The 23,062-nt window shown below is 41.4% G+C and carries 21 protein-coding genes; 12 read left to right on the top strand and 9 right to left on the bottom strand.

Annotated features, from left to right (window positions below; all coding sequences use genetic code 11):
• The first annotated feature begins 100 nt into the window (after positions 1-100).
• On the top strand, positions 101-1,267 hold the full coding sequence (locus tag H5181_RS04655) for a GGDEF domain-containing protein (RefSeq protein WP_182750360.1): 1,167 nt from the start codon (positions 101-103) through the stop codon (positions 1,265-1,267).
• A gap of 65 nt (positions 1,268-1,332) precedes the next feature.
• Here H5181_RS04655 and H5181_RS04650 read toward each other — a convergent pair whose 3' ends face one another.
• The gene (locus H5181_RS04650) at positions 1,333-1,836 is read right to left on the bottom strand and encodes a glycine cleavage system protein R (RefSeq protein WP_059747846.1); all 504 of its coding nucleotides are present in this window, start codon (positions 1,834-1,836) and stop codon (positions 1,333-1,335) included.
• Between the two features lie 692 nt (positions 1,837-2,528).
• Here H5181_RS04650 and H5181_RS04645 point away from each other — a divergent pair.
• Positions 2,529-3,158, top strand: coding sequence for an acetate uptake transporter (locus tag H5181_RS04645; protein WP_059747845.1), 630 nt, complete (start codon positions 2,529-2,531; stop codon positions 3,156-3,158).
• A gap of 67 nt (positions 3,159-3,225) precedes the next feature.
• Here H5181_RS04645 and H5181_RS04640 read toward each other — a convergent pair whose 3' ends face one another.
• Positions 3,226-3,744, bottom strand: a complete 519-nt coding sequence (locus H5181_RS04640) for a hypothetical protein (RefSeq protein WP_182750359.1) — start codon at positions 3,742-3,744, stop codon at positions 3,226-3,228.
• Between the two features lie 4 nt (positions 3,745-3,748).
• Positions 3,749-4,546, bottom strand: a complete 798-nt coding sequence (locus tag H5181_RS04635) for a helix-turn-helix domain-containing protein (RefSeq protein WP_102035844.1) — start codon at positions 4,544-4,546, stop codon at positions 3,749-3,751.
• 458 nt (positions 4,547-5,004) lie between these two features.
• Between H5181_RS04635 and H5181_RS04630 the strand changes: the two genes are divergently transcribed.
• Together H5181_RS04630 and H5181_RS04625 are read left to right on the top strand one after the other, a co-directional pair.
• Positions 5,005-5,826: a hypothetical protein gene (locus H5181_RS04630; RefSeq protein WP_011639048.1), complete on the top strand. Its 822-nt coding sequence runs from the start codon at positions 5,005-5,007 to the stop codon at positions 5,824-5,826.
• A gap of 10 nt (positions 5,827-5,836) precedes the next feature.
• Positions 5,837-6,421, top strand: coding sequence for a hypothetical protein (locus H5181_RS04625; RefSeq protein ID WP_011639049.1), 585 nt, complete (start codon positions 5,837-5,839; stop codon positions 6,419-6,421).
• A gap of 249 nt (positions 6,422-6,670) precedes the next feature.
• Here H5181_RS04625 and H5181_RS04620 read toward each other — a convergent pair whose 3' ends face one another.
• Positions 6,671-8,764, bottom strand: a complete 2,094-nt coding sequence (locus tag H5181_RS04620) for a prolyl oligopeptidase family protein (protein ID WP_182750358.1) — start codon at positions 8,762-8,764, stop codon at positions 6,671-6,673.
• A gap of 228 nt (positions 8,765-8,992) precedes the next feature.
• On the opposite strand from H5181_RS04620, the gene H5181_RS04615 reads away from it, so the two are divergent.
• Positions 8,993-9,271, top strand: a complete 279-nt coding sequence (locus H5181_RS04615; protein WP_011639051.1) for a peptidylprolyl isomerase — start codon at positions 8,993-8,995, stop codon at positions 9,269-9,271.
• 174 nt (positions 9,272-9,445) lie between these two features.
• Here the strand turns inward: H5181_RS04615 and H5181_RS04610 are convergent, their stop codons facing one another.
• Positions 9,446-10,171, bottom strand: a complete 726-nt coding sequence (locus H5181_RS04610; protein WP_182750357.1) for an arginine N-succinyltransferase — start codon at positions 10,169-10,171, stop codon at positions 9,446-9,448.
• A gap of 243 nt (positions 10,172-10,414) precedes the next feature.
• On the opposite strand from H5181_RS04610, the gene H5181_RS04605 reads away from it, so the two are divergent.
• Positions 10,415-12,241, top strand: coding sequence for a S8 family serine peptidase (locus tag H5181_RS04605; RefSeq protein WP_182750356.1), 1,827 nt, complete (start codon positions 10,415-10,417; stop codon positions 12,239-12,241).
• 409 nt (positions 12,242-12,650) lie between these two features.
• Here H5181_RS04605 and H5181_RS04600 read toward each other — a convergent pair whose 3' ends face one another.
• A complete protein-coding gene (locus H5181_RS04600) occupies positions 12,651-13,382 on the bottom strand; it encodes a hypothetical protein (protein WP_182750355.1) in 732 nt (243 codons plus the stop codon).
• Between the two features lie 440 nt (positions 13,383-13,822).
• Between H5181_RS04600 and H5181_RS04595 the strand changes: the two genes are divergently transcribed.
• The gene (locus tag H5181_RS04595) at positions 13,823-14,074 is read left to right on the top strand and encodes a DUF2999 family protein (RefSeq protein ID WP_011639055.1); all 252 of its coding nucleotides are present in this window, start codon (positions 13,823-13,825) and stop codon (positions 14,072-14,074) included.
• A gap of 374 nt (positions 14,075-14,448) precedes the next feature.
• A complete protein-coding gene (locus H5181_RS04590) occupies positions 14,449-15,933 on the top strand; it encodes a mannan-binding lectin (RefSeq protein ID WP_182750354.1) in 1,485 nt (494 codons plus the stop codon).
• A 167-nt stretch (positions 15,934-16,100) separates the two neighbouring features.
• On the opposite strand, the gene H5181_RS04585 is transcribed toward H5181_RS04590, so the two are convergent.
• Complete coding sequence (locus H5181_RS04585; RefSeq protein WP_182750353.1) at positions 16,101-16,592, bottom strand: MarR family winged helix-turn-helix transcriptional regulator; 492 nt, start codon at positions 16,590-16,592, stop codon at positions 16,101-16,103.
• A 146-nt stretch (positions 16,593-16,738) separates the two neighbouring features.
• Between H5181_RS04585 and H5181_RS04580 the strand changes: the two genes are divergently transcribed.
• On the top strand, positions 16,739-17,632 hold the full coding sequence (locus H5181_RS04580; RefSeq protein WP_182750352.1) for a DMT family transporter: 894 nt from the start codon (positions 16,739-16,741) through the stop codon (positions 17,630-17,632).
• A 32-nt stretch (positions 17,633-17,664) separates the two neighbouring features.
• On the opposite strand, the gene H5181_RS04575 is transcribed toward H5181_RS04580, so the two are convergent.
• Positions 17,665-18,177, bottom strand: coding sequence for a hypothetical protein (locus tag H5181_RS04575; RefSeq protein WP_182750351.1), 513 nt, complete (start codon positions 18,175-18,177; stop codon positions 17,665-17,667).
• A gap of 508 nt (positions 18,178-18,685) precedes the next feature.
• On the opposite strand from H5181_RS04575, the gene H5181_RS04570 reads away from it, so the two are divergent.
• Complete coding sequence (locus H5181_RS04570) at positions 18,686-19,330, top strand: cold shock domain-containing protein (RefSeq protein WP_182750350.1); 645 nt, start codon at positions 18,686-18,688, stop codon at positions 19,328-19,330.
• Between the two features lie 156 nt (positions 19,331-19,486).
• On the opposite strand, the gene H5181_RS04565 is transcribed toward H5181_RS04570, so the two are convergent.
• On the bottom strand, positions 19,487-20,488 hold the full coding sequence (locus H5181_RS04565; protein ID WP_182750349.1) for an AraC family transcriptional regulator: 1,002 nt from the start codon (positions 20,486-20,488) through the stop codon (positions 19,487-19,489).
• Positions 20,489-20,721: 233 nt separating this feature from the next.
• Here H5181_RS04565 and H5181_RS04560 point away from each other — a divergent pair, with 233 nt between their 5' ends.
• Positions 20,722-22,188 carry an NAD(P)/FAD-dependent oxidoreductase gene (locus H5181_RS04560; protein WP_182750348.1) on the top strand — a complete coding sequence of 489 codons (1,467 nt, stop codon included), beginning with the start codon at positions 20,722-20,724 and terminating at the stop codon, positions 22,186-22,188.
• 89 nt (positions 22,189-22,277) lie between these two features.
• Positions 22,278-23,048, top strand: coding sequence for an SDR family oxidoreductase (locus tag H5181_RS04555; RefSeq protein WP_182750347.1), 771 nt, complete (start codon positions 22,278-22,280; stop codon positions 23,046-23,048).
• Positions 23,049-23,062: the final 14 nt, after the last annotated feature.

Here is a 23,062-nt window from a genome sequence, read left to right as displayed (position 1 = left end):
ATTTATTACCAGCAAGCACTGCAATCCGCTGTCTAGTTCGAGTAAACATAGCTCCGTTTTGGATTTGTATAAACAAAGCCATAAGCTAGGAAGTCACCATATGGAAAGTCCGTTTACGTATATTTTAATCACCTTGTTTTTTTCTAGCATTCTGCTGTCGATAATCTTTTTCATGACATGGCAAACCATGGGAAAACAAAAATATGCGTTAATGTTTTCATTATCTTTTTTAGCCTCAACAGTGCTGTGGGCTAATAGTCTGTTTAAAAGCTTATTTCTTTCTCACGAACTGTATTGGATGATAGGTTGCAGTGTTTCCATGCTGTCGGTGGTGCTCGGGACATGGGGGCATTGCTTACGCACTAACACTAAAATCCATCCCGCAACACTGCTAGGCATAGGCGTATTTGGGATGATGCTAACCTATTACTTTACGTATATTAGCCCCCACCTAGGCTTAAGAATGTCGTTGTATTTATACGTTGATGTGTTGTTATTGATGATCACCAGCGTGGTGATTATTAAACACCGCACCAAATCACGCCCTGCCGAAATTGGTGCGTCGTTAATGCATTTCATATTTGCAATGTGCATATTGGTTGCAGCGAGTATCGCACTATCCCAAGGTAGAGAGATGGATGTAGAACTTATAAAGCTCTACGCCATTGTTAACTTTACCGCCCTACCTGCGGCTTATGTTGGGATGTCAGTATTTGTGATTTATATGCTGGCTTCTGATTTGGCCGAAGAAATGAAGTTGCTGGCGATGACAGATCCGCTGACTGATTGCTTTAATCGTCGAGGATTTTATAGCCACGCAAAACAAAAATTACTTGAGTTACAAAAGCAGCCGCAACATGCGTGCCTCATTTATTGGGATATAGATAAGTTTAAAGCAATTAACGATCAGTTCGGCCATGCTGGCGGCGATCAAGTATTAATCAGCATTACCCAGTTAATCAAACAACATATAAAAAAAGACGACTTAATCGGCCGCATGGGCGGTGAAGAGTTTGTTATATTAATCGAGCGCAGCAATTATCAGGAGGCTATCAATGTCGCCGAGCGATTAAGGGCCATGATTAACCAAACACCTATTGTTTATTGCGGTCAGCAAATTAGCGTGACCGCCAGTTTTGGGGTCGTTGAACTCAGTAACCAAGACATACCAATAGAACAAGCAATCGATCTCGCCGACAGCGCGTTATATCAAGCCAAAAGCAGTGGCAGAAACAAAGTAGTCTTTAGCGAACTCAGCTCAAGATAGTTCACTACTTCTGAATCGAAGCCACTCCAGGAAAACGATGAACGATTGCCCAAATGAGGGACAGGTTAGTTAACTTCGATTCGAATATTATCGCTTAATGTTTCTAGCTGTGAAATTAACAATGCGATAGTCACATTTTCCGGTAATCTTAATGTCAGCTTAGCGCTGTACACCGTTTTACCTAAACTGGTGACTTGCACACGGTAACATTCCTGGTGGTCTACGCTTACCTCAAGATCGGCTAAAATTTGATTCATATCATGGGTTAAACCTGAGCGATCATTGCAATCTAGAGTGAGTTTACATTCTTGTGATAGACGAACAGAATCATGCTCATATTCTGCATAGACGAACGTTAATTGTGAAAACTGTTGCTCTAATGCTTGTTTTAATGCCGCTTCCTTATCGACATCTATCATCACCCTCATCATGGCCACAAATTGCCCGTCGAGTTTAATGACTTTACTGGTTTCCCAACTTGCACCTATTTCACGGCTAACCTGGGCAAGTGATTGCAGTAGATTAGGCTTTAAAGTCCCTAATACTGTAGTGATAAACCTATGTTGCATATAACCTCCGATGCCAATAAACCACAAAGATGCTGGTATATTTAATGTGGTTTTAGTTAAAGCCTAACTACAGACTAGCTATCACACGAAAGCGCGTCTGTGGTCTAGCACACAAATCAAACAAATGAGTTGTCATCTGCGACCAAACATCTCGATAGGTGAAGTAATCGAACGGGTAAATGAGCTTGGTATAATACGCAAAGTAGCAGCAGGAAATTGTCGGTGCTAGTCGGCATTTATTGACCATAGAGATAAATTTTGCAGCAAATGTTATTTTTGCAGGCCACAACAAACTTAGTGAATTTGTATCGCTTGCATCACAAAATTACGTTTATCAGCTACGGCTTAATAACCCAAGTGAATGATATAACGATGCTGTTTTTGAGACTCATCACACCAATAGCAACAACTTGAACTATGTCACCCCATTCCGATGCAATGCCATTATCTAATTGAATTTAAACAACTTATTATAATCATCCCAGCCACCCTTAAACTACTTCATAAAAATAATCAGTTAAGCTATTGTTTTTAAAGGTGAATATTTATTTTATCATTCACGCAACATGCCCATTCTTGCTTATTGCTACCCACAGACGCTTTCTCTAAAATGCGCGCCTTGCCCATAAGGGTACAGATTCACTTTTGGCGGCATTACATTCGCCGTTGAACTTTTCCATTAGAGGAACACAATGTCTACAAAATTAGCGAATCCGGCGCCATTAGGATTAATGGGCTTTGGCATGACAACCATACTGCTCAATATTCATAATGCTGGCTATTTTCCAATTGATTCGATGATCCTCGCAATGGGGATTTTCTACGGTGGCATTGGCCAAGTTATTGTCGGTATGATGTGCTTTATGCGTGGCGACACCTTCGGCACCACCGCGTTTACTTCATACGGCCTATTTTGGTTAACCTTAGTGGGCATCATCCTAATGCCAAATATGGGCATAGCCGCCAGTCCAGCACACTTTATGGGGTGGTATCTAACACTATGGGGCACCTTTACTGCCTTTATGTTTGTAGGATCGTTACGTTATCCACGGGCAAAACAAGTAGTATTTGGTTCATTAACTATCTTGTTTTTCTTATTGGCCGCTCGTGACTTTACCGGTAATGCGTTGCTTGGCACTATTGCAGGTTTTGAGGGTATTTTTTGCGGAGCAAGCGCCATTTACTTTGCCATGGCCCAAGTGCTTAATGCTGAATACGGCCGAACTATTTTACCTGTTGGAGAGTTAACTCAGTCTAATACTCAGGTTCAGCCCCAAGCAGCTGAAGCAGAAAAAGTGACCTTACACTCGGTTAAAGCATAAATAACCCGAGCTAGGGTTAAATACTTAACAGGTCGATGCATTGCATCGACCTTTTTGTTTGCATAAATTAATGCACCAAACGACAACCACACACGGTATTACTCGGCTGAAAAAGTACTACTGCATAATCTTTTGCTTCATCGCGTTCCAACACCTGAAGACTTAATGAATGCATGCCACTCTTGTTTAAATTTATTCCGCTCACATACGATAAATATTCATAATGTGCAGGTGTATCGAGACTGCTCCTACCTAAATACTCTTGTTTAGTGGTCACTGAAATATCGTACATTTGCCTTTTAGCATCTATTTTATTCACTTTTCCCGTCATCGCTAACGTGCCAGCAGAATTGCCATCTAAATCATAATAGCGATAGTTAATTTGGGCTAAACCATCTTTAGAGACTAAATCGACCAATAAGTAATGATCGCTGTCTGCTGCATCAACTTCATGATTAAACAGTTCTGAACTGCAGCTCAACATAAAGCTCGGAGCCTTAGATGTTAACGCGTAAATGCCACCAATACTGGCCAGCAAACACAGCAGAATGACAATGTTGACTATCCATAACCCTTTTCTTGCCATTGTACTAACGCCCCTGAGATCGATGAGATGAGGCAAGTCGAACAGGTAACGAGTCGCAAATGTTCACTTGTTCAAGCCATGCTGAATTGATAAATCGTTTAGGTTGGCGTAAGTCGCTAATTTTTAAATTACGAATAATAGACTGGCCCAAATAATCACCTCTTAAAGTAATATTCAGTACTTGCTTGTCATGCGATAACGATAAAAAAGCTTTATTCCATACCGTTTCGGTACAACCTAATAAACTTTGTGTGAGCTGTTGCCCTTGATCAGTCAGCAACTCGTTATTAGTGTTTGAAGGGGAATATAAAATCACATCGACTTGCTGGCCTGAATTTAAGCTCACCGTTTCTATACTCAACGGCATGGTTGGGCTGACAGCATGGCCGACTTGATTAAACCACCATAGACTTACCAGCGACACGCTAATAAGGGCTATGACCACCAGCAAAACTTGTAATGGTCGAATGAATACGCGGCCCACTTTATTGTCGGTTTCTTTACGGGCACGATGATGCCTTAGCAAATAACCTTGGCCTTTTACTGTTTCGATAAGCGTTTCATATTGTGGTCCAAGAAAAGACCGTAAGGTAAAAATAGCCCTAGCGACTGACGCTGAACTTAAATGTGACTCGTCTTCATGACCTGACTCTAATAATGGTTTAGCAACAACTTTCCCTTGATACTCGACCAATAAAGTCAGCACATGTAATTCGGCTCTGGGAAGATGCCACACCACCCCAGTTTCCTGGTTAATCAACTCCCCTTTGTCGATACTGAACCTGCAATGCCCCAATTGCATGTAGACCGCCTCTATAATTGACCTAATTTCGACATACTGAAGTGTATGCATAAAATCTTATTAATTCTGTGATCCTGATGCTTAAGCACTTTATTCCTTATAAAATGTAAGCCTTTAAATGTGCAAACTAATCAATTTGTGAGCGATATCACGTCATTTCATGATTTTAAAAACAGACTAAATGGCTGAGAAGATGTATGAAATGTGGAAAATAATGAGACTTACATCATGAAAACCCTTAAATTTAAGTCAAATTGTCCGTAAAAAAACGATGCCATAATCACTAAAAATCCATATTTCAATCTGCTATCTTTATCTGCTTTGAATCACATCTTTAATTGCTCTATTGCTTATTGTTACCACATCAAGTTGTTAGCCCGTTTTTTACTAACAACTCAAAAACCCCCAACACTAGAGATTGGGAATAATAAAATAACGATGAGTAAAGGGTGATTATTATGAGCATGAACAGACGTCAAGCATTGACACAGATTATTGGTTTAAGCACTGCAGCAGCTGGGGCAACATTATTAGGCACGTCTGCATTTGCTGCCACAGACGCAGATGGAAACTACCGTTTAGAACTAGGTGAAAAACTTAAATATGCGCCACTTGATGCGATGCTAACAGCAAAGCTTGCCTATGAAACGGGGGGCGGTTGTATGCACCAAGTGTTTCACGCCATTGTGACTATGCTAGCGGCATCTGGCAGCGTTGACGCCAGTAAGTTTGCCACTATCCCTACTGCATTAGCAGGCTATGGTTGGGCAGGCGTGGTTGGCCAAGGAACATTGTGTGGCAACCTTAATGCTGCCGGTATGTTGATTAATATTCTTGATGATATTAATGGGCAAAACAGCGCCATTATTGGTGCATCGTTCCGCTACTACGAAACTAACGATTTACCTTTATCATCTGCTGAGTTCATTGCGGGCATTGGCTCTACAGATGCTAAATCACTCGAAGTAGGTAAAACCTCTATTGCTAACAGCCCACTGTGCCATTCATCTATTAGTAATTGGTCTGCGGCATCTGGAAAGCCTTTTGCGTTAAAAGGTGAACGTTGCAAACGCCTCTCTGCCAGCATGGCTTTTTATATTGTTGATTTACTCAATCGTGCCAATGCCGGTGAAGATATTTCAGTATTAGCAGAAGCAAAACCGTCTGCTGAAGCGCAGGCATGTCAGTCTTGTCATGGCGTTACCGAAACGATGGGCTCTGCAGCTAGCGTGAAAACGGATATGGAATGTACCACTTGTCACACAGGGCATTACAATTAAGGAGCGCATCATGAAGGTTAAATATCTTAGCGCCATATTAGCGAGTTCATTGTTAATCTTTGGCTGTAATAGCGACAATGATGACGAAGTTGTCACTGAGCCACCAGTGGTTGTTATTCCCCCTGTTGTTGTGCCACCTGTTGTTGTGCCACCAGTAGTAGTTGTACCGCCTGTTGTTGATGGCGTGAGTATTGATGATGCCAGCACTGTGGTGGTTAAACTCGACACATTTGACTCCATTACTGGCGCACTATCATTCACTGTTGCTAATAGTGAAGGTGAAGCGCTAACGAACGTAGCCAATTACGATATTGTGTATTTTGGTTTTCCTGACCCGGCCTCACCTTCCATAAAGCCTAAAGCTTGGAAACGTTGGCATGTCACTCAAAACTATCAATGCGATAGTACAGCCACCGACACCTGTACAGGCACATTAGAAGCGACAGATACTGCGGGTAAATATACTTTTAATGTGAGCGATCTCGACTTACAAAGTAAAGCATCGGCAAATGCTGAAATGGTCTTTAAGGTTGCGGTCCAAATTAAGGGCGCGCTTGCCAGTAATGAAATTGAGTTGATTGACCCAAGCAATTAATCATCATTCAGCCTCCCCCCGGCTAATGGCGAGAGAAAACCACTTGTGCTCATTAGCTTCAGGCTATTTGCCGCAGCACTACACTGCGGCTCTTTTTATCATTTTCGCAGCACGGCTTGAATATACAAAACTGGGTATGCACCGCTTAGATAAATAGTTTAACACTGTATAGCTGTGAATATTGAAAACAAAAAAAGGGTTTCAGCAGCGCTGAAACCCTTTTTTATTCAACCCTGGCTACTGATAAATTTAACGAAGCTGTTGCATTAAGTATGCGTAAACCATTGAACTTAACTCGGCGGCCTGAGTATTGTCTGCCGCGCCAGCATGGCCACCTTCAATGTTTTCGTAATACAACACATCTATGCCCATGTCTTCCATTTTTGCCACCATTTTACGCGCATGCGCTGGGTGTACACGGTCATCACGTGTTGACGTGGTGAAGAACACTTTAGGGTATTTAACCCCTTGTTTTAAATTGTGATATGGCGAATAGGTTTTAATGTATTCCCACTCTTCTGCGATATCAGGGTTACCATATTCGCCCATCCAACTGGCACCAGCCAATAACTTGTTATAGCGCTTCATGTCCAATAATGGCACCTGGCACACTACAGCGTTATACAGCTCAGGACGACGAGTAAATGCTGCGCCCATTAACAAACCACCGTTACTACCACCTTGAATACCAAGATGCTTGCTTGACGTAATTTTACGAGTAATTAAGTCTTCGGCAATGGCTTCAAAGTCTTCATACGCTTTATGACGATGTTGCTTTAACGCTGCTTGATGCCAGGCTGGGCCGTACTCTCCACCACCGCGAATGTTAGCAAGTACATAAACACCGCCCTGCTCTAACCAGTTTTTACCAATTGTGGCCGAATAGGCTGGTAAGCGCGATACTTCAAAACCGCCATAACCATAAAGTAATGTAGGGTTACTACTATCGAGTTTAATGTCTTTAGCCATCACCACAAAATAAGGTACTTTAGTGCCGTCTTTTGACGTAACAAAGTACTGTTTTGTGACAAACTTATCGGCGCTAAATTGTTGCGGCATTGCTTTAATTTTATCGGCTTTTAAGCTGGCACCATTTAAGCGATATAAACTGGCTGGTTCTAAAAAGCTGGTGTAATTAACAAAAAAATCATCACTATCACGTTCAACATCAAACACACTTAAGGTGCCATTGGCTTCAAATGGCACAGGTTTGCTTTGCCACTCACCTTTATCGTTTTGCATGTATCGTACAAGTTTGCTTTTTACATCATCTAGCCAAGTGACAAAAATGGCATTCTGGCTAAATGCGACTTGTGAAATAGAAGCATGCTTCGTTGGCGATACCAGTTCACTAAACTCAGGTTTTTGCGCAATGAGTTTATCAACGGGTGTGTAAACAATGGCACCTTGTTTGAAAGTACCTTTGGGGGTGACTAAATCGCTTTTTAACTCTATATATAGCTGACCTTTAAAGTAACCTTTTAAATCGGCATCTTTAGGAATAGGCAGCGACACTAACTTACTATCTTGATAAACATAATGTTTAGCGGTGTAGAAGGTTAAACTTTCTGTGACAATATTCAGCGGTGTTTTATCATCAAACATCACATAACCCGACACGGCAACTGAGGCTTTATCACCTCTAAACACTAATTTGGCTGCAGACAACGGTGTGCCGCGTTTCCATAATTTAACCACACTTGGATAGCCTGAATCCGTCATGCTTTGCGCATCACCAAAATCAGTTCCGACAAACACGGTATCTTTATCAATCCAGCTTAACCTTGACTTAGCTTCAGCCAACACAAACGGCTTTTGAGTGCTGTCGACAAACGCTTTTGCGGTTAAATTAAATTCTCGCACCTCAGCGGCATCTGCGCCCCCACGAGACAACGACACAAAGCAGCGCTCGTTCTGTGGATATTGGCATTCAATGCCCTTAAATACCCAATTAACCCCCTCTGCTTTGCCAAGGGCATCGATATCAAGCACGGTTTCCCAGTTGGGTTCAGCCTTAGCATATTCCGCCAGTGTGGTACGACGATAAATACCACGCTCGTGGATTTCGTCTTTCCAAAAATTATACAAATAATCGCCAATACGAGTGGCATAAGGAATACGGGCTTTATCGTTTAAAATCTCTAGGCTGTTTGAGACTAAGTTATCAAAACCTGAGTAAGCCTTAATGTGTGTTGCAGACACAGCATTTTGCTGCTTAACCCACGCCAGCGGCTTAGCGCCTTCAACATCTTCTAACCAAATATATTTGTCTTCTTCTGCATTAACTGGTGTAGCCATTGTCATCGCACTCGCTATACATAAGGGTATGATTCGCTTAAGCATTAAAAATTTCCTTTTTTGTTATTTGCTTGCGGCATTTTACTAGCATGCATCTACTTTATAGGATCCATGTAGATGTTCAATCGATAAGGAGAGCAAACAGTAACAGGCCATGCCCCATAACAGAGCAAATTATTGCTAGATTATCATGCCAATTTGGTCGACTAAGCAGGTATAATACCGCGCAAAACATTGATCTACCCATTCAAACAAATAAATACAGGCACCAACATGGCCAAAACCGCAGCAGCATTACATATTTTAGTTAAACACCAAACTCAGGCTGAAGACATCATTAAGCAGCTTAATAACGGTGCTAAATTTGATGTTTTAGCCAAAAAACATTCTAGCTGTCCTTCGGCCAAAAGCGGCGGCAATTTGGGTGAATTTAAAAAAGGTCAAATGGTGCCACCATTCGATAAAGTCTGTTTCAACGGCGAGCTCATTACGCCGCACCTCGTCAAAACCAAATTTGGCTGGCATGTGGTGAAGGTACTTTATCGCACTTAGCTATCGTCGGATTGAAAAGAGTATCATCGACAATAGTCGCGCATATAGTGAACCGTATTTCGAATGAGCCACACTTCGAATGAACAAGCCCAGAACAGTTCAGTCATAAATAAATACTAAGTTGTGGGCTTGATATCAACGCCCACTTTTAAAAACACCAACGACTTACAATATTTACTTGCGCAGTTTGATCGACAACTCACCATCACGAATTTCAATATCATCAACACCATCAGCAAAAGCATTCCAAAAGCCACGATCGCCAAACTCACCGACCAAGTTAACGTTTTTCATGTTTCCTAGCCACGCATTCGGAATAGGCACGCCCATTAAGCTCACGCCAACTAGCGCAACAACTGGACGACGATTAGCATCAAGATGAATATCAAGCCCAGTATTCACGCGTAAAATCTCCCCAGCCATAATAGGAAAGTCGTCTGGGATCGGGATCAGCATTTTGGCACTGGCTAAGTTATTAGAAAAATCAATTGCGACACGCTGAGCAAAATCAGGATTACGACCAATCATCGAATTCACTTCTTTCTCACTAAATGTCACTTGCCGATCAGCGTCAAACTCACGATACGCTTCAGGGGTTAACTCATCACTATCTGCACTAACATTATCAGTAGTACGGGAATCACCACTTGATGCTGTAACCGCTGAGCGAGGTTCAACTTGCCAACCTAACTGAGTCAATTTTTGATCCAATTGTTGCTCTTCTTTAGCGTTTAAGCTGACTGGGGTAAGCGGTGACGGAAAGATATAAGTGCGGATAATAAAAAATGTCAGCCCTGCTGTAACAAGCATCGTTGCTGCAATAATCAGTAACAGTTTGGCTCCAGAGGCACCAGTTTGCCGACTGCGCGGTGGTGACTGATTGATTGATAAAGCTCGCATGATATGCCCTTTGTTATTCTCTTATTGTGCATCATGGTAATGCCCTACTCGACTAAACAGCAAATAAAAAACTGTTTTGTGGTTAAAACCAAAATACACAACGTTAATAATTTGTTAATCAAATGCATTTTATGTTACAAAATAAATGTAGAAATAATTTAACTGCTGAAGACTAAGCCACGTTGATGTCTATAAAGCAGAGTTAACCACCACAAAATAATAACAAATAGGAATGCTTATTCTATGAAACTATCGACTATTTCAATGTCACTATTAGCTCTTGGTCTTACAGCAACGGCACATGTACAAGCAAGCGACGACCGTTATGTCATTCAAGTTGACCCACAAAAAAAAGGGATTGTAAAAGCTCTTGCCAAAAAATTAGGTGCACAAATTAATGTTGATGGAGAAGGTTTTATCGCCGCGACGTTTACCGGCAAAGATTTAGATCAAGTTAAAGGATTACTCAATAACCCACACGTTAAATTAATTGAAGAAGATCAACGACGTCATTTAATGGGCTTTTCCGACGACATTGGTAATCCAATGACAACCCAAATAACACCTTATGCAGTTTATCAATCGCAAGCTGATCAGGTCACATTCAATCCTAATGCGGGCATCAAAGTATGTGTAATCGACTCAGGTCTCGATCGCAGTAATGCTGATTTTGTGTGGAATAATATTACCGGTAACAACGACAGTGGTACAGGCAACTGGGACGAGAATGGTGGTCCACACGGTACACATGTAGCCGGAACTATTGGCGCTGCAGATAACGGTTTTGGCGTTATTGGCATGGCTCCTGGTGTTGATATGCACATCATCAAAGTATTTAACGCCGACGGGTGGGGTTACTCATCTGATTTAGCTCAAGCTGCAAATCTTTGTTCACAAGCGGGCGCCAATATTATTAGCATGAGTTTAGGTGGCGGCGGTTCAAACTCAACAGAATCAAATGCATTCCAAAGCTTCAGCGATGCTGGCGGGCTCGTCATTGCAGCTGCAGGTAACGATGGCAATAATGTGCGTTCATATCCTGCAGGTTATTCATCAGTGATGATGATTGGTGCCAATGATAGCAATAACGTTATTGCAGATTTCTCTCAGTTCCCGACATGTACATCGGGTAAAGGTCGTAAAGTAACAACTGATGAAACCATTTGTGTTGAAGTTTCTGCCGGCGGTGTAGATACCCTTTCAACCTATCCAGCAGGGCAAGCTACTGCGTCAAATTTATCAGCAGACGGATTCGCTCTTTCCTCATCGGCAATGGAAAACGCAGGTTCAGTAGTGGGTAACACATTTTACATGGGAACAGCTGAGTCAACCAACTCAGGTGCTAACGGTAATATTTGTGTGATCGACCGTGGTGTAATTTCATTTTACGATAAAGTCGCTAACTGTGAAGCATCTGGTGGTGTCGGTGCCATTATTATTAATAATGAACCAGGCATGCTGTACGGTACATTAGGTGATACTAATGCGACAAGTATTCCTGCTGTTGGGGCAGCATTTGAAGATAGATCAACCTTAGTTAATGCGGCAACTGCAAATATTGATATTGGTACATCAGACTTTGGCTTTATGAGTGGTACTTCTATGGCTACTCCTGCGGTGTCGGGAATTGCAGCCTTAGTATGGTCACAACATAACGAATGTACGGGCAGTGAAATCCGTGCAGCACTTAAAGCCACAGCGTTAGACGCCGGAGCATCAGGTAAAGATGACTACTTTGGTTATGGTATTGTGCAAGCTGCTGCTGCAGATGCTTATTTATCAAGTAATGGCTGTGCAGGCGGTGGGGTAACTCCGCCACCAACGGGCGGCGATATTACATTGTCACTTAATGGTTATAAATCGAAAGGCGTTAACAAAGTTGATTTAACCTTTGGTGGTGCAAGTTCAGCCAATGTAGACATTTTCCGCAACAACAGCAAAGTAACCACTACGGCAAATGACGGTAGCTATACAGATAGTATTTCAGCAAAAGGCGGTGGAACATACACTTATCAAGTATGCGAATCTTCTACTGTCACTTGTAGTGCAGAAAAAAATGTCACGTTTTAATTAGCTAGAAACAAACGTTATTAATGAGGCTATAGCTTAAATCGTCCGAACAAAAAATCATCTCAATTTGAGATGATTTTTTATTTTTTAAAACACTCAATGCCACATGTACTTCAATTGTGCTTTGCTAGCATTGTGTCAAGCTCAGCTAAAATCTCGTCAATAGTCAATAGTCATAAGTTGTAAGTTGTAAGTTGTAAGTTGTATAGCATGACGAGTACAAATCAGTAATGCCAAGCCCTTGTTAAAAGCATGCTGGACCATAAAAAGAATATTAAAAACGCAGTGCAAATTCCAACATTTATCACGGTGTGATCTCGCTTTTCTATATCTCTTTTTTGTCATTAAGCGTATTAAAATACTAGTACTACATCGATAGCAGAATAATGAGCTTTATACTCAGTAAAGGTTAACCAAACAACCAAGCTCCACCTTTGAACAACAGACAAACCCCTGCACCCATCATAAATAAATAGCTAAAAATAAAACCAACGGCGCCACTAGAAGGACCAGTCCCATCTAAGCGAATAATCATTCCACTGATATAAAACAAGCTAAAAAAGTTTAGCATCATACTCAACATAAAATAGTCACCCATGACGGGAAGCGCACCACCGATAACACTACAAATGAGTAGCAAAAAGTCGCTAAACTTTTCTTTGGTTATATATTTTTTCTCTAAAACTCGGACACAAAATACCACCAGCATAATCGCTAAATAAAGCAGTGAAATTGATAATGCGGAGTACATTCCTTGTTGTATTGTTACCGCAGTAACTTCTGGTGTTACAGCGATGTCTGGACTTGAATCTGTAAACAAACCTGCAATAAAATGACCTATGCCGAATATTATCAACCACGCAATACCGAATGAGATGAGATCATCACGAACAATAGGATGGCTTGCCTTATGGTTAACCATTTTGGCCAATAGCAGACCGAATAACGTGACTGCAGCCAGTAAACTTAACGCATACCAATATTGGTCTAGATAGAAGAAAGCAAAGCTGGGGGGAATAACTAAAAAGGATTGATAAAACTCGTTTTTTTTCGTTGTCAGACCGGTATCTTTATAAAATGCCAAATACACAATTAACGGTTGAGAAATAACAACGGCAATACAAAGGGTAACAATATCCATATAAAACATCCGTGTAGTTAAACGAAACATACAGCACCATGCCATACCGGGCTTAGTATAAACGCCAATATTGTAAACTCAATCAATAATGCATCGCCGTTAATATAGGCATGATGAACTATCACTATAATCCCTCAACACAACACCAAGCAGGCAGGCATGAATAAGCCTATGAATTATTACAGATTTTTATTCATGTAGTTATTTCAAGTAGTTGATATTTTGTAGCGTAATAAGACAGAGCAATTAAGATAGAGTCATGAAGCGGAGCTACAAGACTGAATCACTAGACTGATGTTAATCGTAGCGGCGACTCTGAGGCCGTAAACAATACATCAATCATATCGACAGTTATCATGAATAGATAATGAGGCTTGCAACAGTATTGTGAAAACGTGATAAAATCACAACTTAGTCAATTAACATTACAAGGTATAGCAATGAACCCGATTCTTGCCATCTTCAAAGAACACAATATCAGTGACGTACAAATTAATGAGTTGTTCCAGACGTTAACTGAAAACCCATTCGCAGCAATGGCAACTATTGGTCAATTAGGTATTCCTGCAGAAAAGCTACAACAGTTGATGGGCATGGTGATGCAAAACCCAGCCTTGATCAAAGAAGCTGTGGTAGAACTTGGCTTAGATTTTTCAAAAGTTGAAGCGGCAAAAGCCCAGCTACAACCATAAGCACTAAGCTATTAAAAATGTACTAACAAAAAACGGCCAGTATCTTAAGATGCTGGCCGTTTTTTATGTTACTGGTGATGTTAATCTCGAGTAAATGCAAGCTAATTTATCAAAAATGTAAACACACGTTAAACATCCGCATGAGACAATCAGCCTCATATATCTTGATATCAAATAGCTCACGTCTCCGTTAAAACCACAATCCTTTACTTAAATTCAAATAGTAATTATTTAATTTTAAACAAGAATATTATCAGAAGATTATTTGTAAGTCATTCTGACTATATTGACAACTCATGCGTGTGGACAGCAAAGGCTTACAGGTTAAATTTACCTTAAGGTCAATGTGAACTATTTACATAAAGGAATAGAATATGAAATATTATCAAAGGAATATAGGCACCCTCTTGAGCGCTGCGCTGTTCTGCGTATCGGGAGTAAATAGTGTCCGAGCAGAATCAAATGAAACAACTACCAACAAAGCAGTATCTGCTACTAATTCATTTAATTGTAGTGCTGACTCTAGTTGGTTCTCCCAACCCAGTTTACCCACTGAAGTGAAGCAGAGTAATGGACCTGGGGACAGTTCATTTTGTGATTTTTATCAGTTCTCTTGGCAATCTTTTGCATACTTAATGGCTACCTCGAAAACTAATCCTCAAGTACTTAACTTTCAGGATTCTACTCAGTTTAACGAGCTAGAGGTTAATACCGATGGCAGTCCTGCTAACTCTTGCGATGATAAACATGACTCACATGTGCTATTTATCCGCTCAGCAAAACCCCAAGAAAACGGCACTACGTTTACTATTCCGGAACGTATCGGCCAAGCTGGAGGCGGTGCCACTATTTACGATCAAAACAGCAATGTTGTCTATTACGATGTTCAGTTCAGTAAAAATATGTGTGATGTTAAAAAAATTCAGCAGCAACAAAATTTTCCAGGCGGAACAACAGAACTAAAAACCGCATGGAAAGTATTAGGTGCCAACGATGATCCGAGCAAATTCATTACTATGGATGCCAACATTACCCCAGAACTAAAAAATACTAGTACCACTAAGTTAGGCATGATCGGCTTTCACCTTGCGGTTGCCACACCAGATCACCCTGAGTTTGTTTGGGCCACCTTTGAACATAAGGTAAACGCACCTGATTGTAGCTCTGCAGAAACAAGTACCGCTTGGTCTTTTGCTAGTAAAGCTTGTACAACTGACTTAAAAAATCAAGACGCTTTAGGAATAATTCAGTGTCGATTCAACAATCCTGCACCAAGTCAGTCGATCACAGGTTCAGCTTCAGAAATCTGTCGCGAGTATGCTTATGGTTCAGCCGAAGGAGATCGTAATTACGATGAAAACACCCAAAGTATTAGTACACTAAATGCCAATGTTCAGCCCTTTTTAACGGGTAATTTTAAAGTATTATCGAACTACTTCAATGTGGGCGCTTTATGGGTGAGCAACATTAGCAAAGACTCAGAAATTGGCAATCAACGAGGTTCGTTACGCTTAGCCAATACTGTGGCAGAAACTGAATATCAATCTGTCGATCTTAATGCTAAATTTATATCTAATTGCTTTGGTTGTCATAACTATACTGGTACAGCCAACAATGGTAGCAATACAACATCTAACAGTTTAAGCCATATATTTGATGATATTGCTATCGGTTCTAATCAGTGCCTAGACGTACAGGCGGCCACTACGATTAATAGTCAGGCACAAGCTAAAGCTGAATGCCCTAAGACTTGTACTAATTCATCCTCAAAACTGAAATGGAATGGTCAATGGACAAACCAAAGTGCCAGCACAGGTATGCAATTACCTCAAACCGTTTGTGGCTGCTGTGGAGCATAATGCTGTAGAACATGGCTGATTAATGATGCTGGTATGGCTAATAGTCGCCATGACTAAGTAATACAAAGAATAGCTATAAAACTTATTTTGGCATTTTTACAAAATGCACAAAAAACGGCCAGCGTCTTAAGATGCTGGCCGTTTTTGATTTTATCAGATCTCTGCCGCTATTGATCGCCTTCAAAACCAGCTAACCAGGTTTTGAACAATTGGTTGAGCTCGGGCAGTTCAGAATCTGAAAGGCTTGCCACCAGTTTGTGTTGAATGCGTACGTGCTCCTCAATCGCTTCATCTATTGTGGCAAGGCCTTTGTTAGTCAAAGCTACCGATACGCTGCGCCTGTCTTCAGTGCTGTGTACGCGTGCAATTAAGTCTTTAGATTCAAGCTTGTCTAAACGATTTGTCATCGCGCCAGACGTTAACATCATCGACGATAATAATTTCGAAGGGGTTAAGGTGTAAGGTTTACCATTACGTCTTAATGTCGCCAGTACATCAAACTCACCCATAGTCAGGTCAAACTGCTTATGACAAGCTGATATTTCAGCCTCTATGTGTTTTTGCAAACGCAAAAAACGCCCAAGAATCGCCATTGGCTCAGTATCTAAATGCGGCTTTTGTTCGTCCCATTGCGCTACAACTCTATCAATATCCTCCATACCTCACCCTTATCATTTGGCACTCAAAACACAGCTAAAAAACTAAACGTAAAGATACTTCATAAAAAGGTACTTTACAAAAATAACTTAACAGTCCAGAATCGGCACTTATCTTTACATGAAGATATTTAACATAAAGGTAGTTTATGAATATTTTACTGGCTATGATCCCTGCATTCTTTTGGGGTACCACTTATGCGATGACCCAACTTACTTTGCCAGACTGGCCACCATTATTACTCGGTGCCCTTCGTGCACTGCCTGCAGGATTGATTCTACTGGCGATTAAACCGAGCCTACCGCAAAAAACCGACTGGTCTATTTTAATTAAACTCGGTGCCATTAACATTGCGGTATTTTTCAGTTTGATTTTTATCATGGCACTGACGCTGCCATCGGCTATTTCTGGCATCGGGATGATTTCAGTGCCGGTATTCGCAATGTTATTTCATTGGGTAATCAGTAAAAAACGTCCTAATTTGCTACAAGCACTGTCTGGCGCGGTGTTAATTGGCTTAGCTTGGATGCTGTTTGACCCAAGCTCCATTAGCTTAAACCCCATAGGATTAGTCGCAATGTTTGCCGCAATCAGCTGCATTATTATCGGCAGCACGATGACCAAAGCGTTAGGGTCGCGCATTCATTGGTGGACGATACTCACCTGGCAATTAATTATCGGCGGCACATTACTGTTGGTTGTTGTGGGTATTCAGGCACTCTTTTCGCCACAGCAATATATCGATGTGGTCAGTCAATTTAGTCTGACTAATGGCTTTGGTATAAGCTGGATAATCTTGCTCAATACCGTACTGGGTTACAGTATGTATGTGTGGTTACTGCAACGTATGTCTGTAGTCGACTTTACTTTTGGCGGCATTGCCAACCCAATAGCGGGCATCGTCTGCGGCCTAGTATTAATGGGCGAATCGTACACTCCACATCAATATTTATTGATGAGCGGAATGATTTTAGCCTCTATCGCGCCAACATTAATTCAGCTACTGCGCCCAAAAAAGCTCAGTACTACCGCGAGTGATTAACTGAGCCTATGGGCGAGTCATTGAGCTAATAACTACAGCAGAGCTCTTAACTGATTGAGTGCATCTACAGAGAAGCCTTGGTCATAAAAGTAAATCACTGTACCTTGCTCATTGAGTAGCACGACTCGAGTATTATTGGGATTTTCATTACCGGTAAAGGCTTGTACTTGGTCGCCATCTTTATAGATGGTGACCACACCTTTCCATAATGGTTTAGGTATGCCTGCACGCATGCCATTATTAATCAGAGGACTGAACATTCTAGGAAACAATCCCTGAATAGTCGGAACTTCATATACCGCCACTTGAGTTTGAGTCATGTCTAAGCCAATCAACCAGCGATCAATATCAAACTGTGAATCTTGCTTGTAACCAATCAACAACAGCGACATTTTACCTTGTAAATCGTCAGGAAAAGCCATCGACTCTTTTTCAAGTGTTTGCCCTATCACCGACGGAAAATCTTGCCCTGTAATAGCCTGGTTTGGATAACTGGTGCTACAAGCACTCAGCAGTACAACAGCAATAATCATTAAAAAACGCATCTGTAATCCTTGTTGATAAATAGCTTATTCAGTTATACGCAAGCAAACGGCAAAAAGATTGCTTGTTGCCAAATTCAGATAAAAATCGACTGCATTTACAACCAAATGTAACCGTTGCAGCATATTTTTACCCAAAGTATAAACATGTCATTCAGCTAGCTATTAACTAGCTGCCATTCCTCAATGGTTTCTCTATTCTCCGTGCTCCCCCTCTGTTTTCACCTTTGGTTAATTCATCAAAATAATCCTGCCTATATACACGTTAAACTTAATCTTAAATAACACCACGCTTTTGTTGCAGTCAGTTGATAATGTGCCCAAATCGATATCAATTCAGTTTTTACCTTAGCAGGTAAGCGTGGCGGATATATTTTATGACTCTATCTATAAACTCAATCAAATTACTGGCTAAAACACTGTAGTTATAGGTATTATGTTGCTGATTTAAAAGCATGATTCTACATCATGATTTTTATTAACTTAATGACTATCAAGGAATGGTATCGCCATGGAAAGAGGCACCTTAATTCGCTGGAACACCGAAAAAGGCTTTGGTTTTATCAAGCCAGAAACCGGTGATAATCAAGATGTCTTTATTCACATCTCAACCCTAAAGCACATGGCCAGAAAGCCTATGGTTGGCGATGAGATACTATTTCATCGCGAGAACCAGCCTGATGGCAAAGTTAAAGCCGTAAAAGCCAGTATTGAAGGCGTGGCTGTTGTGTCTAACACAACCCGTCCAGCGTCTCACACTGGTCAACATCATCGAAACAGCCCATCTCATCATGACGAAAACTACCACTCAAGTCCCGTGCTTGGCCGCTTAATCATGCTTATTATCTTCCTCGGCATCGGGATTTTCGGTTATAAACAATATCAAAAATATGAGCAATATGAACCAATAAACAACACACCGACTTTTACCCAAGAAGCTCGTCAAGAAGTCAGATATCAGCCAACGACTCGTCCTATTCAAACTGCACCAGCACAAAACAATTTCCGTTGCGAAGCAGGTAAAACTCACTGTAGTCATATGCGATCATGCGCAGAAGCGAAGTTCTACTTAAAAAACTGTCCAAATACAAAGATGGATGGCGGCCGAAATGGAAAAGGTGACGGAGTTCCATGTGAAAGGCAGTTCTGTAATTAAACATTAAGAAATGAGTCGTAGAAAGCTGGTTCTGGCTAACCGCTTGCTTGGGCACTAGAGTGCTAAATCTTAGACCTTAGGTATGAGTCTTTAGATTCTAGGCTTCAGGCATAAGGTTCCAGCCAGCCTTTATCTATGTGTCACAGGTGGCTATCGCTATTTTTTCGCCTGCTTTCGATACTGGCTTGGGGTTATATTTTTGCAGCGCTTAAAGCTGTGGCTAAAATTGGCCCCATCACTAAAACCAAGGCGTTCGGCTATTTCATCAAGTTGCATCGGCGTTAATAATAACGCTTCGGCTATGCCAAAACGCACATCGTCACGCACCTGGCGCCAACTGGTTTGCTCTAGTGTTAGTTGACGATGCAAAGTGCGAGTCGTTCGAGCTAAATGCTGGGCGATATCTTCCATTGATGCTGTTAAGCCTAAGTGTACTAAGGTGTCTTTGACCAACTTAGCAACAGGTTTCCAGTTTTGCTTTTGTTGCAGTAGCTGGTTGCATTGCGCCTCACATAATCTGACGGTGGCTTCATTAGCTTTTAATAATGGCAGATCTAATAGCGGTGCTAATCCAGTAAAACCGTTATAACTAGCATTGAATTGGATCTCAGCACCCAGTTTTTGCTTTATATCCTCGAATGACAAGCCTGCGGGCTGAGGTGACGTAAACTGCAATTTTATCGGCAAGTCGTTACTTTCAAATACTTCTCGTTGGATCATCGCAGCGCCCAACATGTCTCTGACTAACACCAGTTCACCTAACTCACCAGGAATGTCGCATGAGAACCTTAGAGATAAATCATCTTTAAGCTCAGTTAATGTTATCTGTGAAAAAACATAGGTTAAATCTAGATAACGTAAGCCTAATTCAATCGCCTTTCTCGCAGTGCTGCTCGCCAATAGAGCATAACCCATGATGCCATAACTGGTCAGGTGATAACGGCAACCAAGCTCCATTCCGACCTTAAATGGGCATGAAGTATTGAGCATGAGGTTATTTAACACCTGTAATTCTTGTTTTTCTTCAACCAGTTGCTCGTGGTCAGTTAATTGGGCCCCCGTCAAACCAGACCCTTGCAGCAACCGCGCTTGCTCAATTCCAAGCTCAATGCCATAGGACACAATAATTTGCACACTGGTAATACTGCGAAATGTCATAACTTAAGGCTGCCATGTCTTAAAATCACAAATATACGTCCCTTTAGCGCGTAGATCAATGAACAATAGTTTCCTATGCTGGATAGATAATACAATTTATTAACAACTGTTGAATGATCCGCTATTGAGAAATTAATGCTCAACGTAACAAGTAAAAATACAGATGACTAATAACAAAAGCTAACAACAACCAAGCACGTTAATAAATAACCATAACAAGAATAGAGGGCATCATGACCCAAGTTAAACGAAATCCTACTGTGGTGATCATTGGTGCAGGTATGACGGGCATCTTAATGGACATTAAATTGCGCCAAGCTGGCATCACCGATATTGTAGTATTGGAGAAAAAAGACTGCGTGGGCGGCACATGGCGAGAAAATACCTACCCTGGAGCGGCCTGTGATGTACCCGCTCACATGTATACCTATTCATTTGAACCTAATCCAAATTGGAGCCGCTTTTTTGCCCATGGACCAGAGATTAAACAATACTTTGAGCACGTAGCAGATAAATATGATGTTAAACGAGACATTCGCTTTAACGAAGCCGTTACCGATGCACAATATGCCAATGGCAAATGGACGGTAAAAACCAGCCAACAGCAAACCTACATCGCTGATTTTATTGTGTGCGCCACCGGCATTTTGCACCATCCACAATTTCCAGACATTCCCGGATTAAAAGATTTTAAAGGTACAACATTCCATACCGCCCAATGGAATCACAATGTCGACATATCCGCCTCTACCCGTGTTGGAGTTATCGGTACTGGGTCAACGGCCGCACAGGCCATACCCGAATTGATTAAAACTGGTGCTAAGGTTTCAGTTTTTCAGCGTACACCACAATGGCTAATGCACCTGCCCGATTTTACCTTTTCAAAAACCAGCCGAAAGTTAATGGTTCGCTTTCCCATCATCACCAAAATTCATCGCAATATGGGCAAGTTTTTTCTAGAACATTTTTTTACCAAAGCAGTCACGGGGCACTTTATCCAAAAGCATGCGTTAAATTTTTTGTGTAAAGCCAACTTACGATTAAGCATTAAAGACAAAACCTTACGCGAAAAGCTACGACCTCATTATCAAGTAGGTTGCAAACGGGTCATTATCAACACCACCTTTTATAGAGGCATTCAAAAACCCAATGCAGAGTTAATAACAGAGGGTATAGAGCGCATAACTGAAACAGGCATTATCACTAAAGACGGTAAACACCATGAGCTAGACGTATTGGTGTTATCGACAGGTTTTAATGCATTTAATTTTATGCGCCCCATGAATCTCATTGGGCGTAACAATTTGCACATTGATAAAGCCTGGGCTCATAAAATCAAAGCATATCGATCAATGTTACTCAGCGACTACCCTAACTTTTTTTTAATGCTCGGCCCCAACACACCTATTGGTAACTTCTCCGTTATCGCCATGAGCGAGGTTCAAACTGACTACGTTATTAAACTGATCGATAAATGGCGAGAGCATGAATTTGATGAGTTTGAAGCCAAGCAACAAGCCATTGACGACTTTAATGCCTACGTAAAGGGAGGGTTAACGGGCACTAGCTGGGTTGGAGGATGCCAAAGTTGGTATTTAGATGCCGATGGCGACCCAATTTTATGGCCCTACACTTGGCAGCGATGGGTTGATGAAATGAAACAGCCGCAGATGGAACACCTTAATACCCGATCATTTTAATTGGCTTATTCACCTTTTCATCCTTACATATCCACCCGTATTGATTCACTCATGCTGATTGACTCATACTAGAAACAACCAGGTTTATGATGAATAAAAATACTATATTTATTACCGGCGCAGCTTCCGGCATTGGCTTAGCGACGGCAAGACACTTTCACAAAAAGGGCTATTGGGTCGGTATGGCCGACATCAATTTGGCGCAATTAACACAAGCCACCGAAATATGGGACAGAACTCGAGTACGGTTGTTTCAGCTAGATGTCAGTGATTTTTCACAAGTACAACACGCCATGGCTAAATTTTGTGCGGAACATAATAACTGCTTGGCTATATTAGTTAATAATGCCGGCATATTGGAAATAGGCCCCTTTGAAGACATCCCTATCGAACATCATCAGCGCACATTAAGTGTCAATGTCATCGGGGTCATGAATCTGTGTCATGCTGCATGGCCATATTTAAAAAATTCCGGCACAAGTACTATTATCAACATGTCATCAGCAAGTAGCGATTATGGTGTACCAGAATTAGCCAGCTATTCGGCCAGTAAGTTTGCCGTAAAAGCACTGACCGAGGCGCTGGAACTTGAGTGGAAAAAGTACGGCATCAGCGTATGCGATATCATGCCGCCCTTTGTGGCAACCAATATGCTTAAGGCACAGAAAAATAGCGCCAAAGTCATGCAACGACTCGGCGTGAATATCACCGCAGAACACGTAGTCGCTGTGATTGATAAACAAGTGAAACACCCTAAAACCCATAGAACAGTCAGTGTTTTTTATGGCCTATTGCATAGATTAAGTAACGTATCACCGGCATTTATCAATCGCCTAGCGATGAAGTGGCTAAGTCGATAAAACATGTGGTTTTA

The sequence above is a fragment of the Shewanella sp. SG44-2 genome (assembly GCF_014164215.1).
Classification (GTDB): Bacteria; Pseudomonadota; Gammaproteobacteria; order Enterobacterales; family Shewanellaceae; genus Shewanella; species Shewanella frigidimarina.
Note: the sequence above shows the minus strand (reverse complement) of the source record. Positions and strands in the feature narration are given on the sequence as shown.